Annotated in this window: 19 protein-coding genes; 5 read left to right on the plus strand and 14 right to left on the minus strand. The window is 37.5% G+C overall.

Features of this window, described 5'->3' with window-relative positions; translation table 11 throughout:
• Positions 1-54 precede the first annotated feature (54 nt).
• Positions 55-1,560: a malate dehydrogenase (quinone) gene (gene mqo, locus BUC06_RS07090; protein WP_073331761.1), complete on the minus strand. Its 1,506-nt coding sequence runs from the start codon at positions 1,558-1,560 to the stop codon at positions 55-57.
• Positions 1,561-2,096: 536 nt separating this feature from the next.
• On the opposite strand from mqo, the gene BUC06_RS07095 reads away from it, so the two are divergent.
• From BUC06_RS07095 to BUC06_RS07105, 3 genes are read left to right on the plus strand one after another with little or no spacing between them, the layout of a single operon-like run.
• Positions 2,097-3,203 carry a hypothetical protein gene (locus tag BUC06_RS07095; RefSeq protein ID WP_073331763.1) on the plus strand — a complete coding sequence of 369 codons (1,107 nt, stop codon included), beginning with the start codon at positions 2,097-2,099 and terminating at the stop codon, positions 3,201-3,203.
• A 9-nt stretch (positions 3,204-3,212) separates the two neighbouring features.
• Positions 3,213-4,034 carry a hypothetical protein gene (locus tag BUC06_RS07100; RefSeq protein ID WP_073331766.1) on the plus strand — a complete coding sequence of 274 codons (822 nt, stop codon included), beginning with the start codon at positions 3,213-3,215 and terminating at the stop codon, positions 4,032-4,034.
• 10 nt (positions 4,035-4,044) lie between these two features.
• Entirely contained in the window at positions 4,045-4,821 is a 777-nt protein-coding gene (locus BUC06_RS07105; RefSeq protein ID WP_073331769.1) for a hypothetical protein, read from the plus strand.
• A gap of 79 nt (positions 4,822-4,900) precedes the next feature.
• Here the strand turns inward: BUC06_RS07105 and BUC06_RS07110 are convergent, their stop codons facing one another.
• Positions 4,901-5,941: an NAD(P)H-dependent glycerol-3-phosphate dehydrogenase gene (locus BUC06_RS07110; RefSeq protein ID WP_073331771.1), complete on the minus strand. Its 1,041-nt coding sequence runs from the start codon at positions 5,939-5,941 to the stop codon at positions 4,901-4,903.
• Between the two features lie 227 nt (positions 5,942-6,168).
• Here BUC06_RS07110 and BUC06_RS07115 point away from each other — a divergent pair, with 227 nt between their 5' ends.
• Entirely contained in the window at positions 6,169-7,200 is a 1,032-nt protein-coding gene (locus BUC06_RS07115) for a M23 family metallopeptidase (protein WP_083564018.1), read from the plus strand.
• A 425-nt stretch (positions 7,201-7,625) separates the two neighbouring features.
• On the opposite strand, the gene BUC06_RS07120 is transcribed toward BUC06_RS07115, so the two are convergent.
• From BUC06_RS07120 to BUC06_RS07140, 5 genes are all read right to left on the minus strand, one after another.
• Positions 7,626-8,801 carry an MBL fold metallo-hydrolase gene (locus BUC06_RS07120; protein WP_073331774.1) on the minus strand — a complete coding sequence of 392 codons (1,176 nt, stop codon included), beginning with the start codon at positions 8,799-8,801 and terminating at the stop codon, positions 7,626-7,628.
• A gap of 18 nt (positions 8,802-8,819) precedes the next feature.
• A complete protein-coding gene (locus BUC06_RS07125) occupies positions 8,820-9,473 on the minus strand; it encodes an NAD(P)-dependent oxidoreductase (protein WP_073331776.1) in 654 nt (217 codons plus the stop codon).
• Between the two features lie 59 nt (positions 9,474-9,532).
• Positions 9,533-9,943 carry an Rrf2 family transcriptional regulator gene (locus BUC06_RS07130; protein ID WP_073331779.1) on the minus strand — a complete coding sequence of 137 codons (411 nt, stop codon included), beginning with the start codon at positions 9,941-9,943 and terminating at the stop codon, positions 9,533-9,535.
• A 65-nt stretch (positions 9,944-10,008) separates the two neighbouring features.
• The gene (locus tag BUC06_RS07135; protein WP_073331781.1) at positions 10,009-10,959 is read right to left on the minus strand and encodes a hypothetical protein; all 951 of its coding nucleotides are present in this window, start codon (positions 10,957-10,959) and stop codon (positions 10,009-10,011) included.
• Between the two features lie 258 nt (positions 10,960-11,217).
• The gene (locus BUC06_RS07140) at positions 11,218-11,652 is read right to left on the minus strand and encodes an FKBP-type peptidyl-prolyl cis-trans isomerase (protein ID WP_073331784.1); all 435 of its coding nucleotides are present in this window, start codon (positions 11,650-11,652) and stop codon (positions 11,218-11,220) included.
• 331 nt (positions 11,653-11,983) lie between these two features.
• Between BUC06_RS07140 and BUC06_RS07145 the strand changes: the two genes are divergently transcribed.
• Entirely contained in the window at positions 11,984-12,988 is a 1,005-nt protein-coding gene (locus tag BUC06_RS07145) for a catalase family protein (RefSeq protein WP_073331787.1), read from the plus strand.
• A gap of 120 nt (positions 12,989-13,108) precedes the next feature.
• On the opposite strand, the gene BUC06_RS07150 is transcribed toward BUC06_RS07145, so the two are convergent.
• From BUC06_RS07150 to BUC06_RS07180, 7 genes are all read right to left on the minus strand, one after another.
• Positions 13,109-14,149: a TerC/Alx family metal homeostasis membrane protein gene (locus BUC06_RS07150; RefSeq protein WP_073331789.1), complete on the minus strand. Its 1,041-nt coding sequence runs from the start codon at positions 14,147-14,149 to the stop codon at positions 13,109-13,111.
• 175 nt (positions 14,150-14,324) lie between these two features.
• A complete protein-coding gene (locus BUC06_RS07155; protein WP_073331792.1) occupies positions 14,325-14,933 on the minus strand; it encodes a TerD family protein in 609 nt (202 codons plus the stop codon).
• A 73-nt stretch (positions 14,934-15,006) separates the two neighbouring features.
• Positions 15,007-15,954 (minus strand): hypothetical protein, encoded by a 948-nt coding sequence (locus tag BUC06_RS07160; protein ID WP_083564019.1) that lies wholly within the window; start codon positions 15,952-15,954, stop codon positions 15,007-15,009.
• A 16-nt stretch (positions 15,955-15,970) separates the two neighbouring features.
• Positions 15,971-17,140, minus strand: coding sequence for a toxic anion resistance protein (locus BUC06_RS07165; protein ID WP_181876105.1), 1,170 nt, complete (start codon positions 17,138-17,140; stop codon positions 15,971-15,973).
• Positions 17,141-17,142: 2 nt separating this feature from the next.
• Positions 17,143-17,700, minus strand: a complete 558-nt coding sequence (locus BUC06_RS07170; RefSeq protein ID WP_073331796.1) for a TerD family protein — start codon at positions 17,698-17,700, stop codon at positions 17,143-17,145.
• Positions 17,690-18,514, minus strand: a complete 825-nt coding sequence (locus BUC06_RS07175) for a phosphoribosyltransferase family protein (RefSeq protein WP_073331799.1) — start codon at positions 18,512-18,514, stop codon at positions 17,690-17,692. The genes BUC06_RS07170 and BUC06_RS07175 overlap by 11 nt, the downstream gene beginning before the upstream one ends.
• Positions 18,515-18,519: 5 nt before the next feature.
• On the minus strand, positions 18,520-19,188 hold the full coding sequence (locus BUC06_RS07180) for an HAD family hydrolase (RefSeq protein WP_073331802.1): 669 nt from the start codon (positions 19,186-19,188) through the stop codon (positions 18,520-18,522).
• Positions 19,189-19,424 lie beyond the last annotated feature (236 nt).

Here is a 19,424-nt window from a genome sequence, read left to right on the forward strand (position 1 = left end):
ATGGGTGAATCATCAATGTGAATGCTATAAATTGACTGTTCACCCATTACTTTTTTAATATTCTAATTCTAATTTATCTTTGGTATAATTTCTTACTTTCTCTGTAAGCTCTGGATTGTGAGCTAATTTCTGACCGTAAGAAGGAACTATTTCCAATAATTTGTCTTTCCATTCACCCTGCAATTTTTCAGGGAAACATTTTTCAAGAACATTCAGCATAGCATATACCGCTGTGGAAGCACCCGGAGAAGCGCCAAGCAAGGACGCAATGGTTCCGCTTTTATTCACGACCACTTCAGTTCCGAACTCCAGTTTTCCACCGTCTTTTTCATCTTTTTTAATGATCTGTACTCTCTGTCCGGCTACTTTCAGTTCCCAGTCTTCTTCATTGGCATCTTTGATGAATTCTCTCAGATGCTGCATTCTTTGTGATTTCGTCATCGCTACCTGCTGAATAAGGTATTTAGTCAGCGGAAGATTGTGCCACCACGCACCAAATAGTGATCTTAAATTTTTAGTATTAACGCTTTCAGGTAAGTCCAGATAACTTCCTTCTTTCAGAAATTTTGTAGAGAACCCGGCAAAAGGTCCGAAAAGAAGCGCTTTTTTACCATCAATAATTCTAAGATCCAAGTGAGGAACAGACATAGGCGGAGCATCTACTGTTGCCTGGGTATATACTTTGGCGTGATGTTTTTCAACCAATTCCTGGTTATGACTTACCAGCCATTGTCCGGAAACAGGGAAACCACCGTACCCTTCACTTTCTTTGATATCTGAACTGTCCAATAGAGGAAGCGCATAGCCACCAGCACCAATGAATACAAAATCAGCAACAACTTCCTGTTTGTGATTGTGGATTCTGTCTTTGACTTTCATTTCCCACTTTCCGTCTTCTCTGGGATCCACATCTTTCACTTCATGGTAAAGAAATACCTCAACATTAGAATCCTCCAGCAGATGTCTTCCCATCTTTCTGGTTAAAGTTCCGAAGTTGACATCCGTCCCCATATCCATCTTGGTAGCCGCCATCACTTCAGAATCATTTCTTTTGCTCATCACCAGGGGAATCCATTCTCTAAGCTTATCATGATCGGTAGAATATTCCATCCCTGAAAAAAGAACCGATTCCGACATCGTCTGATGACGTTTTCTAAGGTATTCAGCTTCTTTTTCGCCGAATACAAGGCTCATATGCGGACATGAATTGATAAAATCCTTTGGATTCTCCACATATCCTTTAGTCACCAGATAAGCCCAGAACTGTTTTGACATTTCAAACTGCTCTGCAATACTCTCGGCTTTAGTAATATCAACGGTTCCATCCGGTCTTTCATGCGTATAATTAAGTTCACAAAAAGCTGAATGCCCCGTACCAGCATTATTCCATGCTGCGGTACTTTCTTTCGCAAACCTGCCAAGCATTTCGAAGATGGCAATTTCAAGATTGGGATCAAATTCGTGAAGCAATGTTGCTAAAGTGGCGCTCATGATTCCGCCGCCTATCAGTACAACGTCATATTTTGGTTTCGGTGTTCTGCTTATAAGCGATTGTGGCATATTTCTAAATTTTACATCAAATTTCGGGAAAAGTTTGATAAGTAAGGATGGGTTTAACGATTTTAACACGTTAATTTTTACAGCCAAAAAAGTTTTTTAACGGCCAAAAATATTTCATGGATACTGTCAATAGCCTTGCATTGAAATTCGTAATGAAATTACAATTTGTATTTTTTAAAAATGCTGGTGAATAGTCGTAATAGAATCTATTTTATTGAGAATTTTTTTAATAAATATCAAATGAAATGGTTTAAAATTTTCTAAAAAATAATTTAAGTTCACTTAAGTTCACTTAAGTCTGTCATGTAGAACGATTCAATAATAGACATCTTAGAGGTAAATAATTACCAATACATTATGAAAAATAATAGATAAAATATAATATTATTCACTTTTAATTGAATAAAATACACAAATGAGTAAAGTAAATTTATAATAAGAATTCAATTAAGTTATTTATTTTATGTAATTTGCACCCTTAATATTGTTTATTTTATTAGTATTTAATTAAAAATATTCATTAAAACATAAAACAGATGAAAATCATCCATTTCATGAGTACATTTTTTGCAACAGCGGCACTAGCCCAAAGCGGAAATGTAGGGATTGACACGTCCACACCTGATCCCAGTGCAATTTTACACATCGAAAACTTTAAAGGAACTCCAGCTATTGCTACGGCAACAATTTCAGGAGGTGCTGTCACAGGGATTACCTTAACCAACGGCGGAAGCGGATACACTACCGCTCCTACAGTTAACTTCTATGCAGGAGGATCTATCGTCAACGGAGGAACAAAAGCCAGGGCAACAGCTTCTATTTCAGGAGGTACAGTGACAGGAATTACGATTAATAATGGTGGAACGGGTTATACCAGTCCTCCTACTGTTACGATCTCCGGAGGTAACAAGGGTCTTCTTTTCCCCAACCTTAATATCGCTAACCTGAGCAGTACAACTTCTCCCGTAGCATCGCCAGCCAATGGGCTTATTGGTTTTAATGGAGGAACGAACAGTAACAATAAGGCACTTCATTTTTTCAATGGTACTTCAAACCAGTGGCAAAGTGCGATAGATGCTGAAGAAACCCCTAAAGTAGCTTATCTGGATTTCACAGGTTCTCTGTCTTTACTGGACAATGCTGTTGCAGGAGCTAGTGCGCTATTAGTCGTAAATCCGCCGGCAATTTCCGGTGTTTCCAATATTAATGGTTTTAAAGTAGTGCTGAATACAGTATCCGGAGGCTATTCTTTAGTCCTTCCACAGGGAAATTACCTCGTTGAAGTAAACCTTAACCTCAACTCACCACAGGAAAGCCCTGCAGGACAGGGAGGCACTGCTCCTCTTACAGGTAGTACTTATTATCTGATGGGATATTTCATCGATTTCTTTAGCGAAACCTTTAATAACTCTACCAACACCTTTACAGCGGGAGCCAATTCCAGAAAGGAAGTCCCGATTGTTTCGAAAGTGAACACCAATCACCTTGCAACCTGGTCGTATTATTATAGTGTACCTAATAATGCCAATGCCAACATCATCGGGGGACTAAGGCTTAGCCTTGGAAGAATGCAGAACAGTACATTCTATGATCTGGTGAATGTGATCCCAACAGGATCTTATATTAAAATCTCTAAGCTTTAAATACAAAATATGAAAAAAAGTTATATTCTACTATTTTTATCAATAGTCCACCTGATATATGCACAAGTTGCTATAGGGAAAAACACCGTTAACAGCTCTGCAGTGCTGGAAATTTCAGAATCTTCCAATAAAGGAGTTCTTCTTCCCAGAGTAGATATTGTAGATATATTAAGCAATACAAGTCCTGTAAACAATCCTGCAAATGGGCTTTTAGTATATAATAAAGGGAATTCTATGAGCCCAGGTCTCTACTTATGGAAAAACAACCGCTGGAACCAGATTTCAGACACTTACAATCTCGTGAGCTATATGATCCTTCAGAGAACTACTGATTATACTATACTGGGAGCTTCTGCAAACGGCACTTTTAAAAACTTCAATGATGCCGCCCTTACAGTCATCTCGAACGATATCGGAGCGTCTTACAATACTGGCTCCGGGCTTATCACACTCCCTGGCAACAGTGGATATCTGGTGAATGTATGTCTGAACATCCGTACAGCTCTTGAAAGCACGACATTGGGTATTGGAGGCACCGCAGTTCACTTACATCAGTATCTTGTAAAGCTTATCGACCCTGTAAGCGGGACACAGTATGGAAAAACTATCAGCTTAAACGCCCAGTCGATCGCCACCAACAAAACGCATACTCTTAATTTGAGTTTCTCTTTTGTAACAACTTCTACAACGCCTATTACACTTCTTCCTTCTATTGCTCATGACGCTGGAGGAACCTATCAGGCGGGCGCTGGAGGTACCACTCCAAATAACGGAGAAATCATCATTACCAATGCAAAAATTGACATCCAGCGTTCTGCTCTTAATCAATAACAGTAAAAAAATGAAAAAACTTATTTATATATTCTGTATGGCAGCTTTCCTGTCAAGCATGTTCATAAAAGCACAGGTGGGTATTAATACCAATACACCCAACGCAAGTAGTGTTCTGGATATCAATTCAGCAAATAAAGGTGTTCTTTTTCCACAATATGATCTCACGGTACTGAACAGTACTTCTACTCCGGTTTCAAACCCTGCAGACGGACTAATGATATTTAACAAAGGAGGCAGTTCTGTCTATCCAAAAGGGTACTATATATGGATAAGAGACCAGTGGCAACGTGCTATTCTTGCAGGATCTGAACCCCAGATTATGTCTCTTCTTATTAACCCTTCTGCTCTAATCCCTGCTAACAGTACGAATAATACACTTACAGGATTTACCGTTGCTGCCAATAAGATCACAGGTGCATCACTTGGTGCTGATACTTCTACCATTACATTGCCAGCCGGAACTTACATCGTCCGTTATTCTGTAGATACGAGTAATGCCAATAATAATTCGGGTCCGGCGAATACACAGTATCTTTCACAAAACTTTACCTGCACGCGTTCTTATTTAATTAATGGGGCCACAAGTGCTACGATTACTGAAATGAACAAAATGTGCCAGCTATCCAGTTCATTTACTTTTTTTCAGGGAACTTATTTTTTAACGCTGGCTGCTCCAACAACGATCAGACAGAAGTTTGAATTTGATACAGGCAATGGATTTACGGCAAGTAATCTTAATGTAAGAGCTTCCTTTACACTTTTGATCACCAAAATGAGCTTATAAAAAAAACTAAAGCCTTGAAAAAAGGCTTTAGTTTAATAGTATATCTGAACAAGGTTTTAATCTTTCAAGCCTTGTTTTTTCAATTTAATTTAGCGGTCAGTTTTTTAAATTGCTTTTCAGCATTCTTTCCTTCGTAAAGGATGGCATACACGGTATCAATAATCGGAAGCTTAAGATTTTTCTGCTTTGCAGTCTTATAAATAGAGTCAGCAGCATAATATCCTTCTGCCACCATATTCATCGATTGGATTGCAGATTTTACAGTGTATCCTTTTCCGATGAGATTTCCTAAACTTCGGTTTCTTGAGAAAAGAGAGTATGCCGTTACCAAAAGATCACCCAGATACGCACTTTCATTAACGTCTCTTGGAGCTTCATATACTGCTTCCAGGAAAATTTCCATTTCACGGATCGCATTGGAAACAAAAACGGCCGTGAAGTTATCTCCATAGCCCAATCCGCTTGCTATTCCGGCTCCGATGGCGAAAATATTTTTAAGAATGGCACTGTATTCGTTTCCTAAAATATCTTTACTGGAATGTACTTTGATAAAATCTGAACTGAAAATTCCGGTCAGTTTATTTGCTGTTTCATCTTCTACTGCGGCAACGGTGAGGTAAGAAAGCCTTTCCATAGCTACTTCTTCCGCGTGACATGGCCCTGCAATAACCGCCTGATTTCTGAAACCTATTTTAAATTCATCCCTTAAATAATGCGCTACCACATCATTGACTTTGGGAATAATTCCTTTAATCGCTGAAACAAAGATCTTGTCACCATATTCACAGGTCATTTTATCCATCGTATCAGAAAGGTAAATGGAAGGTGTTGCCAATACGATGACATCACAGGCACTTACCAATTCATTAATATCGGTTGTCAGTTTTAGACTTTTAAGATTAAAATTAACTGCTGTCAGGTAAGATGGGTTGTGTCCGCGAAGCTCTATAGCCCCTTTTACGAATTCGCTTCTTACACACCAGTGGACCACTTTACAGTTTTCAACAAGCATTTTTACGATAGCAGTTGCAAAACTTCCACTGCCTACTACCCCTACAGAAACTTCGTTTTTATTCTTTTTTGGATTCGAAGATTCGGAAATTATTTTCTTTTTAGCCATAATTGAAATATGAACTACAAATATATTAAAACAAAGGCGGAAGAAGGACTTTAGGCTTATGATAAAAGCCATTTTCTGAAAAAATTAACACTTAAACACAATTAAATATCTAATTAGACGTTAAATACAGAAAAAACTAAGTTTTCTTTAAAAATATACATCAAAGAGTATTTTTAATTAAATTTGCACGCTTAAAACCGTTTTGTAATATACTTAAGAAAAGAAATATGAAGAAATTTCTAAACAGCAAGAAGAATGTGAATATTCTCCTGGGAGGACTTTTGCTGGTAGTTTTTGCACAGGCCATCTTTATCGCCAGGTTATTTTCTGAAAAGGATGACAAGATGTATGAAGTGAACCTTGTCAAGATCAACACTGAAAAAGACAGTGTAGATTATTTAAAAATGAAAACAGATCTTACTTTGGTAGATCAAACGGTATCTGAACTTAATTCTTTCCTGAAATCCAAAGACATCTCCAATGAAAAAGTGATGATCCTCAGTAAAGACAGTATTTCAAATTCCGTATATCTGGCCAAGCAAGCCAACCGCTACAGTCAGTATCTCATGAATCTTCAAAAAAAGCTGATGGAAGTTCCTCTGGGAATGCCTACGGACGGATATATCTCCTCTAATTTTGGTATCAGAAAAAATCCAATTCCTTTTAAAACCGTATTTGCTTCTGTAAAATCAAGTGCCGCAGAGTCTAAGCCAATAGCCGCTGCCGCTCCTAAACCGGAAGTAAAAGTAGAACCCGTTGAGAAAATCATTGAATTAACGGACAGCTATGGTAACAAAAGAGAAGTAAAAGTTATGGTAACGCCTAAAGCAGCACCTACTGCTCCGGCCCCATCGTCTGCAACTGCCACTTCAACAAAAGCTGTGGCCAGCAATTCTCCAGCTAAAGCGTCTATAGAAAAGAATAATCCACCTGCTGAAGCTGACCAGATGCAGTTCCATAAGGGGCTTGACATTGCGGTGGCGTTCGGTTCAGATGTGAGAGCTGCTGCTGCCGGAACTGTTATTTTCTCCGGTCAGAAGGGTGGTTATGGAAACTGTGTTATCGTTTCTCACGGAAACGGACTGGCTACATTATATGGCCACTTGTCTCAATTGGTCTCTAAAGTGAACGAGAAAGTAAAAGTAGGACAGGTTATCGCGAAGTCTGGAAATTCCGGACGTTCTACAGGGCCTCACCTGCATTACGAAGTACATAAAAACAACACGCCGGTAAATCCGAAACTGTTTATGAATTTATAAAAAAATGGCTGTCCAACGGACAGCCATTTTTTATGTAATATTATCAAAAGAAAATCTGTGTATTCTGAGAAATCCTTGGGAAACGAAAAACATCAACCACAAAAGTCACAAAAGCTTTTAAAACACAACTTATTTTTAAGTTAAATACATTAAACCGATAAAGTGCACTAAAGTTTTATGAAAATCTTTGATTTTCTGCTTATGTGGTCTTATTATGTATCAGGATGATAAACTTTTGAAACTAAAGTGATCTAAAGTGTTTAAAACTATAAATTTTGTGACTTTTGTGGTTTAAATAATTTAAGCGCGTGAGGGCTTTGAGAAACTCAGTCTCCCAGAAATATTTGTCATCAATGATCTTGTTCTCGGAAAATATACTGTATTATCAATAAAAAACTGCCATCTAATGACAGCAGTTTTACATATTATTTCAGAATTTTAAGAGTTCCTTTCAGATGAGTGAATGATCCGTTAGGTTCTGCTATATTGGTATATATTATATTTTGATTATAATCCTGAATATGGGTCACATTAGAGCCTAATTTAGGTTCATGCCAGTAGACCATAAAGATATTCTTTGCTACTTCTACAGCAGTGTACCGGACCGTATCGGTATTTCCCTTTACGTTTCCGGAAACTCCGGTGAAGGACATTTCTTTATTGTTTTTGAAATCAAGAATGAATTTAAAAGTTCCGAAATCAGCTTCTACTTTGTTTCCTATGGCCGGATAAGGTGATCTCAAATCCCAGTTGATCTCTCCGAAGAAAACTTTCGCTCCCATTTCCAGTTCATCTTTTCCGTGAAGATCAGGGTATTTTTTTACCATAAAATCTACAACATCTGAGGATGTTTTGTTTTCAGTGACGGCCCTTTTATAGTTTTCAAGATAGTTTTTAACAAAATCAAGTGACTGAGTAGACACCGAAAGCTTTGCAAAATGGGAAGGAACGACCTGTTCAGGTTGTAGTGCTTTCATGGCATCAATCTGTGCGATCCACTGATCAATTGCTTTGATATTCTGAGTATCCGCCATCCAGATATGGGAATCTACTGATACAGAAATACCACCGACTACAGTTTTTAGAGATGGAATCCAGACAAAACTGTGAGCAGAATCTTCAGCATTCATTTTGATTTCAATCTTATTTCCCTCCAGATCAGGAATGGTGTTTACTGCTTCAGGAATAATGATCTCTGAGGGAGCATCTTCTTTAAGCTGCGGTTTCCACACGGCCATTTTATCATCTTTTGAGGCAGATATCAAGTAAGCAGTCTGCGCTGTAGAAATAATCTTTGCATTTGGAAATGCTTTTTTGATCACCTCTAAACCAAAGTAAAAATCGGGATCGCTGTGGGAAATAAAAACCGTTTTCAGATTTTTTCCCGTGGCCTTAATCTCTTTTACCAATTGTTCTGCATACTGCTTCTGAAACTGAGCATCGATAAGCACCGCATCTTTATCGCCATAAATAATGGTGGATGTAATAGGAAAAATAGCCTTGGGGCCGGGATTGTACACTTTAATCTTTAAATTCCCTGCAAACATAATGCTTACAAAACCCAGCAGTGTCAATAGTGATAATAATTTCTTTTTTAACATTGTCTTTTTTTTAAGGAATTAGTAAGCTGCTGTAAAACGTTCACGGATATGGTTATTTTGCTCCAGTTCGTCGACCAAAACGGCTGCTACATCTTCTACAGAAAGACGGCTTCTTCCGTTCTCATCAAAAACCGGAGTTTCTAAAGAGGTTCTGTATTTCCCTGTTCTTTCCCCTACATTCGCCTGGTTCATTTCAATGGCAGGGCTGAAGAAAGTCCAGTCCAGTGTAGTGTTTTCTTTAATTTTGTTTAAATAATCTCTTGCTGCCGTTGCACCTGGTTTGTAAGCCTCAGGGAAATCTGGTGTATCTACGATCTGTACATGATCCGGAGTATAAAGACTTCCTGCTCCTCCTACCACGATCAGCCTTTTTACGCCTGATTTTTCTACTGCTTTTTCAATATTAACAGAACCATTCAGAAAATCATTGTAAAGATTTGGATTTGTCCAGCCAGCGTTGAATGCACTGATGACCGCATCACTTCCTTTTAAAGCTTCTGCCAGTTCTTCTGTATTGTTTACATCAACACTTTTTGCCGTCACGTTTTCTTTAGATTCTACCTTAGAAGCATCTCTTACCAAAGCTTCCACAGCATATCCTCTTTCTGCCAATTCGTTCACCACATTTTTTCCCACAAAACCGGTTGCACCGATTACTGATACTTTTTTCATAATATTTTATTTTAAAATTAAATTGTAATAACTTTTGTTACATTTATAGATAAAAAATTTTAATCAAACTGATCGCTGAATTCCTGCAATGATTTATTACCTAAAAATTGAGTAACCAACTGATCTGTTTCTTCAAACAAGGTCATTAAATGGTTATTGATCTCCTTCCCTACACTGCATTCCGGATTAGGATTCTGATTTTTTTTTCCTAAAACTTCGGTATTCTTTACCGCTCTGTAGATTTCAGAAATACTGATCTGATCTGCGCCCTTCGCAAGCTGGCTTCCGCCATCTTTTCCCTGTCTGCTGGCAATCAGGCCTGCTTCTCTCAATACACTTAATTCTTTCCTTACGATCACTGCATTGACATTCACGCTGCCTGCAATCCATTCAGAAGTGAGCCACTCCTGAGGACTTTTCGCCAACAAGGTCATCATGTGTATCGCCGTAGCAAATCTTGTATTGTTCATTATAATTACAGGGCAAAGATAAACATTTTTTAAATGTAACAAAATTTATTACAGTTAAATTTTTCTTAAAGAATTAATTTGTCCAGATCCAGCAGCAGATAATTAATATTCTGGTTAATCGTTCTCGTTGCGGACTGCATCTGATTGAGCATCGCAGCACGGTTATGAAGATCATCAGCTCTGTAAAAACCTCCGTCGCTGAAGATCACCGACTGATCAGCCTCTTCTTTACTGTCATCAAACTGGTAATGAAGCCATCTTTCCTTCATACTGCTGATGATAGAATGTTTTTCTTTATTGGAGAATTTTTTCTCGGTATACATGTACCAGATGAATGGTGGAAAATTCGGAGACTCCAGCTTTTCTTTCCATATATCTCTCAATAGATTTCTCTGATGGATAAATTCTACTTTTTTTCCTTTTGGATTCAGGGTTGCCAAACCGAAACCTGCTCCCACGACTCCCCCACTGATATCAATCGCATTGCTCCATCCACCGTCTGAAACGATACCTCCTGCTATAGAGGCAGCCGCTCCCGTCACAATGGAGTAGAGAATCATTTTGTTATTTCTGGAATCATTAAGGTTATCCACATAATTTCCGATCTGTGCTACCCTCTCCCCTTCACAATCAAATTCTGCGGCAACCGCATCCAATTCGGTAAGGGCAATGGTAATTTTACTGTTGATTTTACTTTTAAGCTGTAATACTTTTACCTGGGCTGTAATGGATGAATCCTTTTTCAGATCAACAATTTTATGAACTTCGTCCAGATTATCCAAAGCATTCAAAATCAAAATACTCTGATCGGAGAACATTCCCTGCAATTCTTTATTGGCCGCTAAAATAGAATCAGAATTGTATGATGGTACTCTGGTGCTGTAGTTATATTTAAAAGGTGCTTTACAGTAGCTGTCTTTTAAAGTAAGAATATTCTGTCTGATCACCTGATTCTTTTTGGAAATACAGGAAGTCAGCAAGCTGAATACTGCCAAAAGGTAAAAGAGTTTTTTCATTCAGTCTATATTTTTCTTTGTGTCATGTAGTTCGTTAATTGCAAAGGCTCGAAGAGATTCAGCTGTTTGTCTTTTTAAGGTGTAATGATTTTATCTTTTATACAATTTAAATACACCTATTTTATGGAAAAGTTGTAACGATAATTCTAAAAATTATTCCAATCCGTTCTATCCTTTGAAATTGATTGATACGAATATAATACAAATAAAAAAAATTACCCGAATTCGGGTAATTTTTTAATCTATTTTTAAGCAGGATTATTTTATATCCAGCAGCTCTACTTCAAAAACCAGTGTAGAATTGGGTCCGATTTCTTTGCTGATCTGCTGATCTCCATACGCTAAATGCGGAGGAAGAATCAGTCTCCATTTGCTTCCAACAGGCATTAACTGGAGTGCTTCTGTCCATCCCTTAATCACTTTGTTTAAAGGGAAAGAAGCGGGTGTTCCTCTTTTTACAGAGCTGTCGAATACTTTGCCGGAAATGGTCGTTCCGTGGTAGTGGCATTTTACCGTGGATTTAGGACCTGGTTTTGGGCCGTCGCCTTCAGTAATGATTTCGTATTGTAAACCGCTTGGTAATTGCACAACGCTTTCTCTCTTACCATATTCCATCATATATTCCTTACCATCGTTAAGGTTCTTTTCTGCCAGTTCTTTTTTCTTTTTAAATAACATATCTGCTACTCCCATTGTTGATATTTTTTACAAAGATAGGAGTTTTGGAGAGAATGGAAGAAGGAAGCCGGAGGATGGAAGTTATGGAGGTAGATGGAAGGAATAATAGTTAAGATGTTGCTGGTTGTCGGTTTAGAATATAATGACGAAATAAATTTGCATCACAGCTAGCTGATGGGTGCATCGGAAGTTTTTCCTCCTTTTCCTCTTCCATCACTTCTGCTAAACCACAGATTAGCAAAACGTTCCCTTCCAACCCTATTGCCTGCTACAAAATTCAAGTAATTTTAATATTATGTTAACGCAGATTCCAAAACTTGGCGTTATAATTGAATTTAAAAACTAAATGCCAACACCACTAAAATATAACAGGAAATTTGATGAGCTTACTGAAGAGGAAAGAGAACTTCTGGAAATCAATAAAAAAACGATTGCAGATTTCGTTGAACAGTCTTCTTCCATAAGTGATGTCAACTACGCTACCAGAAATGCTCATGCCAAAACTTATGCTACAGCAGAGGGGACATTCTTCATCGATAAAAATATTCCGGAAGAACTTCTCCCGTTTTTTGATAGCGAAAAATTTGACCTTACTATAAGGCTTTCCAATGCGAATCTGAAAATTAAAAACAAAGGAAACGATATTCCAGCCTATGGATTTGCTGTAAAAGTAAAGGATGAAAAAGGGGGCTTAATCGCTAATTTCCCTCTCGTTAATTTCCCTCTCTTCCCAACGAATTCGGTTTCTCATTTCCTGAAACTGTTTACTGCGGTGAACAGATTTTATATTAAAAAATGGAGCAGTTTTTTTTCACTGGCAGCTCAGTCTTTAAAAGTTGTACCTTCTGTTTTCACGCTATCATTCGCCAGGAATGTTTTTAAATTGTTGAGCAAAAGGAATGATTTTATTCTGTCTTTTGATTATCATTCTGTAGGAGCTTACCGTCTTGGTGAATATATGATTAAAATAAAACTGGTTCCCCAATCTGTAGATAAACATTTTGGTAAAAAATCAAAGATGAAAGAAGCTGTGAAAAACTTTTTCCAAGATCATGACTATACGGCAGATGTTCTGATCCAGTTTTGTTACGATCTGAAAGACCAGCCTGTCAATAGACTGAATGTGGAATGGAAAAATTCGTCTTATCTAAAGATTGGAGAAGTAAGAATAAATAAAGGCGATCTTTTGGATCCGCGCAATTGCAGCAATGAACTGTTATCATTCAATCCATTTGAAAGCAAGATTTTTTTCCAGCCTGTGGGAAAGATACAGAAACTTCGTGATGAAGCCTATAAGGTTTCTATGCAGACCAGGAAAAAGATTAATAAGCTGTTACACGGAGTGAAGTGAGTGGTCAGTTCTGAATAGTGAATTACAAAATGTGAATATTTGTTAATTCAATTAATTTTTTAAAATAAAAAAGGCTTTACAGATGGTAAAGCCTTTTTATATGATCAGGTTTTGCGATTCTTATTTGTCTGATTTTTCTTTTGCATCATCTTCTTTTTCAGGGAAAATAATAGATACCAGAACAGAAAGTACCAATACTCCTCCTACAATTCCCAATGAAACCGGAGACGGAATATGAATCCAAGGCGCGATCAACATTTTTACCCCGATAAATGACAGGATAATCGCCAGTCCGTAAGGAAGCTTGCTGAACATGTGGATAAAGTTCGCCAATAGGAAATATAAAGATCTTAATCCTAAGATCGCGAAAATATTGGATGTATACAGGATGAACGGGTCATTAGAGATCGCAAAGATCGCCGGAATAGAATCTACTGCAAAAAGAACGTCGGTAAATTCAATAACCCCAACCACTACTAAAAGCGGTGTTGCCATCTTGATTCCGTTTTGAACGGTGAAGAACTTATCACCATCATAATTATCGGAAACTTTCCAGAAACTTTTAATCAGTCTTGCCCCAGCTGTATTGCTGTAATCTTCGTCATCATCATCACCTCCGTCGCCCCAGGATTTTATCCCGGCATAAACAAGGAAGAGACCGAACAGAGCCATTACCACGTTGATCTGTACTGCTTTTCCAAAAATAGTCATTTCAGGAAGATACGTCAGGTTGATCAATCCTACTCCTGCGAAAATAAATATCGCTCTGAAGATCAGTGCTCCAATAATTCCCCAGAAAAGAACTTTGTGATGAAGGTATTTCGGAACTTTAAAGAACCCGAAAACAAGAATAAATACGAATAAGTTATCCACAGAGAGGGCTTTTTCGATCCAGTAGGCGGCCTGATACTGCGTAAATTTCTCTACGGCCACCGCGTGGCTCTCAGGACTTCCGTCTGTATTGAAAACCCAATAGACTACTCCTGAGAATACCATGGATAGTGAAATCCATACGATAGACCAGATGGTTGCTTCTTTGGATGATACTTCATGGCTTTTTTTGTTGAATACTCCTAAATCCAGGAGCAGCATGATAACGACTGTTACCGCAAATCCCCACACCAAGCCCGGGTGCAATTCTAAAATACTTTGATGTTCCACTTCAGTTTATGTTATTATATGATAAAAGCAATAGATGTACAGTATGCACAAATATTGCTAATTTTTAATGTTTTTTATTTGATATCAACAGATCAATAATTTCTGGCCTCAAGCCTGTAAAACTATTCATTTTTTCCGAATGAGACAAGGTTCATTCTTACTGATTATCTATTGGTTATAAATAATTGGCCTGAACCGTCTGAATCGTCTGTTCCAGTTTTCTGTCTGAAGTAGGATCTCCGATCGCATTGAACTTCCATTCTCCGTTTTTTTTGTAGAACACTCCCATTACCATGGCAACGTGTCCTTTGAAAGAAGCATCATTGGCGATATCATATTTAGCGAAAACCTCTCTTACATTGGTAGGCGTTCCTTCGTAGATACGGATAGAAGCAAAAGGAATCGTTCCGAAATCCTGTCCCTGGTAGCTGTTCAGTACCAATGCAACGTGCTCCACGTTGGGTTCCAGCTGGCTGAAATCTATTGTAATGACTTCATTGTCCAGTCCGTCATCTCCGTTTACGTCTCCGGTAAGGTCATCACCGCTATGTTTTACAGAACCGTTTCTTGATTTCAGATTTCCGAAATAAATAACTTCTGTCAGCGTTTTATTTGAATCAAATAAAATACAGCTTCCATCTAAGTCTACTGCTTCTTTTTTAGTTCCGAAAAGTCCTTTTTTCTCGATTGCCCCCCAGTTGATCCCTACACAAGCTTGGGTAAGTTCGGCACCGTTTTCCTTTTTCAGGTTGATTCTTTGACCTTTTTGTAAGTTAATAGCCATCTTTTTATATTTATTGTTGTTATTTATTTTTGGCAAATGGGCTTATGAACCTATTTGCAAATCAAATTTCGTATTAATTATTATTCAAATTTAAATTAAGCATTGCGCGCAGAATATTGGTTTCTTCGTCGAAGTCAAATATTTTGCTCATAATATCTATGTTCTCAAGGTTTTTCAGATAGTCTTTCAGTACATTTTCCACTTCTGCAGGAATCGTTCTTTTCCTTTCGTTGATGGAATTTTCCAGCAGCTCATTTTTTCTTTTCAGCTGATTGATGATTGAACTCTGGTTGGATTGGTTCTCGGAAATATCTAATTTTTCAAGATCACCGTCAAACAAATAAAGTTTTTTATCATCGATGCCAAAAACGAAATGATCATCTGACTGAAATATCTTAAAGAGTTCGTACTCATTGGTCCCGATCAGATAACCACAGACAAAGCGTACTTTAAAACTCTGGATATTCAATCTTCCCAAAAGCTTCCTTTCTATCGCATAATCTCTGTACTGATAGGCAGGAAAAGGCTTTGATTTCAGCTGTTCTTCATCTGCGCTGGTTCTGTAGAATTCCTGTCCGTATTTTTTATGAAAATACAGGACGTTGTTCCAGTCTGCCGTAAAAATATCCTGGGTAAGATCTTTATAGAGCATTTTCAGATGCTGGGAAAATATACCGCTGTACATCTTCCGGTCGGTCTGAAAGCTGTCTATCCGCCTTTCTTCAAAACCTTCAATATATTTAGTGTTAACGTCAATTTCATTAATGACAGTGAGCATATCATTTTCCTTCTGCCGCTTTATTTTGGTAAGAAGTTCTATGAGACTGTCGGTATACTGCAGATGAAAAAGCTCCAGCTTATTATAGTCCAGAGCAGTGTTTTCCTGAAACAAATTATGAATGATATCCGTTTTGATGTAAATAGATATGATGTCAATATGTTCAAAAAAATTAGCCAGAAGTTTAAGCTTTGTTAATCTTCTTCTGCTCTGAGACATTATGGCTGCCGCATCATCTCCCACCTTGATATTCTGTTAATTAACCTCTGACGTTAGCTTTTAATTCATGCTCCAGTGTCTGAAGATCCTGATCCAGTTTTCTTCTTCCTTCAGCACCCTGTTTCTGGATCTGCTTCACTTCATTCAATGTATTGATCAACATTGAAGTTGTTTCTCTCAATGTTTCTACCGATACGATCGTTTGCTCGTTCGCTCTGGCAACATTCACAGAGTTCTGACCCAGACGTTCTGCATTTTTCTTCAGAATGGCTTCTGTCGTAGAAGATACCTTTTGCTGAATTTCTATATTTTGCTGCTGTCTGTACATGGCAACCGCCAGTGAAAGCTGATTTTTCCAAACCGGTAATGTGGTGGTAAGGATCGTCTGTGCTTTTTCAGCAATAGAAACATTGTTATTCTGTACGAGTCTGATCTGTGGAAGGGACTGCATCATGATGATACGGACCACTTTAAGGTCAGCCATTCTTCTATCTAATCTTGCGATGAAATCCCTTTTGTCAGCAATCTGATAATCCTGATAGGTCTGCGGATCAGCTTCCATTTGCGCTAATTCTCCCGCCGCTCTTTCCATTCTTACATTTCCCGCGATGACCAATTCTTCAATAGCCTTAATGGAATTCACATTGCTTTCAAAAATAGTCTGAAGAACTGCATTATCTTTGGTAGAAGTGATGATCCCTGCATTTACCTTATGAGCGATCTGTTCGATATTATTGATGATCTTATCATATTTCGTGAACAGATTTTCCACCTGGGTCATGACCTTTTTCATGAACGGAATCTTGCTCAGAAAGCTTTTCACTTTATTTTGCTGAAGTTCTTCAACGTCTACGTAGTTAAGTTCCACCAATAGATCATTGATAAGCACTCCTACTTCTCCTGAGTTGGATCTTCTTACATTTCCCAAAAAGCTGTCACTCTGGTTGGATAACGTTTTCTGAAGTTCTGCTCCATAATTAACGATGGAACCCGGATTGGTCTCATCGATCGAGTTGGCAAGAACTTCATATTTCTTACGCTCTTCTACCTGCAGCTGAGTCAGATTAACATTCCCCTCTCTGTCCACAAGAACCGCCGGTGTCGTATTTTGTACGGGCTGACTTTGAGGAGTCATCGGAGCGGGCTCAAATGTTTTAAGAGGTTCAATTGACCCCATTGGATCTATTGGTTGATTGTCTTGGTTGTCCATAATTATTTTTGATAAATTGATACGAATTTGTCAAGGCCGTCTCTCTGTCCTGCCCCAACAGCTTCAAATTTCCATTCTCCGTTTCTGTTGTAGATTCTTCCGAATTCTACAGCAGTTTCAATAGAGAAATCTTCGTCTAATTCATATTTCAGAATTTCTTCGTTCGTATCTGTATTGAAAATTCTGATGAAAGAATTTCTCACCTGTCCGAAGTTCTGCTTTCTTGCATCAGCATCGTGGATGGTTACCACTACTGTAATTTCCTGAATCGCTGAATCTATTTTTGTAAGATCGATCTTGATCTGCTCATCATCTCCCGAACCTTCTCCTGTAAGGTTGTCTCCTGTGTGGATCACAGATTTGTCCGGAGATTCCAGATTATTATAGAAAATAAAATGATTGTCTGACACTAATTTTTTGTCTTCCCCTAAAAGGAATAAAGAAGCATCAAGGTCAAAACCTGTTCCTGTAGAAGTATTATTGATATCCCATCCTAAACCTACAGTGAATTTAGGTGCGTTAATGTTTTCTCTTTGTCCTTTTTGTAAGTTAATAGCCATAATAGAGTTCCGTTTGTGTTAAAGTATTGATGTTATTTTCGTATTCTTTTATTAAATGATAATTGTTGCTGATGGCCAGCTCCAGAAGCAGGTCCATCTGCTCCTTTTTTACTTTAGACGTAAGATAGTCAAAATTACTTGAATCCAGGCCTAAAATATATTTCACGATCCTTGTATTGAATTCAAAACTTGGCTTCGCCATTACTTCTGCGACATGTTTGATATTTTTTACCGCGTAATAGTTAAAGAAGTTTTCAATTTTCGGATCAAGGTCAAAATTCATCAGTTCCGCATAATAGAGGAACATAAAATCTGCCTCTACTTCGTATTCGTTCAAAATTCTGTTCACCGTAAATTCGTGACTTCCCGTGATTTTTATATCGTCTATAAAAATACAAAGTTTTCCTCTTAAAAAATCCTTATCAATATAATAAGTATCATTAGCGATCAGATTTTTACGGTCTTCAAAATTAAGATTCCCATAATCTGTGATATAGGTGTGATTACGGTTGATTTTCGATATTATACTGGATCTTCTCCCTTTCTGAAACAGGTACAGATCCAGATGCTTTTTAAAGAAAAAACATAAAAAATTAGAAGCCGTAGGAATGGCCATATACGGACTTGGAAGAACGACGATCTCTTTTTCTGTATTTAAAAGTTCGGCGTGTTCTGCGATAAATCCGTTGAATAATTCTTTAGCAAACTTTTCAGCATACGACTTATCGCCATATTTGAAATAGCTGTATTCTGCGGGTGAAAAAGTGAATTCATCTGCGGAATGAATGGGGTGTAAGCTGTATCTTTTATTCATACAATTTAGTGTTTAAGTAAGTGGGCACTGAAACCAAAATCTTTTGCGCCTTTATAATCTGCCACCGGATTATCTCCGATATGTAGGATACGATGCATCGGAAGATCCTGATCTTTAAGGTTATTTTTTACCTCCTGAAAAATAAGAGGATTCGGTTTGGAAATATTAATCTCATCAGAATAAATATGGAAATCTATATACTGATCCAGTTCCTCCTGAATCAGAAATTTTCTCATGGTTCTTCCCTTGATAAATCCTGTATTGCTTAAAATATTAACTGTTTTTCCTTCATTTTTGATCTGATCAAAGAATTCCTTTATGTTTTCGAAAATAACAACAGGTTTATATTCTAAAAACAGTTCTTCGCTTTTCAGGTAAAATTCTTCTAATTTTTCTTTATCTAATTGTTTTATATCTACATCCAGTGAGCCCAGAATCAGTAAATACATTTCAAAAGTATCAATATTCCCACCTGTGACCTCATTGATTGTATTGCAGAGATCGTCGTAATATTTTACCGTTTTCGCAACGTCAGCAACAGGTTTATCAATAGTAAAAAACGAGGTGAACAGCTCAACTCTTTTTGTTTTAAATTCAGGGTGAGATTTGATTAGGGTGAGCCACAGGTCAAAAGAAAAATGACAGTGGTTGTGAATGTCGATATCCGTTTTCAATAGTTTTAAGTTAAAAGTTTTATTTAGCTTTCTTGAAAAAGATTTAAAATTGTTTAATCATCAACAAGTGTTTCTTTGGGTATTCTTTCCAAAGATAAAATTTTTCTTAGAAAAGCATTACGTACTTCTCTGTTTTAAGAAATTTTTATGAATTTTCACTTCCTTTTCTGGGGTTAGCAGTTGGAGTTAACCCTTTGTTTAAATTCGATGATCAAAAAATTTATCTAAAAAATTTT

This window comes from Chryseobacterium carnipullorum (assembly GCF_900142785.1).
Classification (GTDB): Bacteria; Bacteroidota; Bacteroidia; order Flavobacteriales; family Weeksellaceae; genus Chryseobacterium; species Chryseobacterium carnipullorum.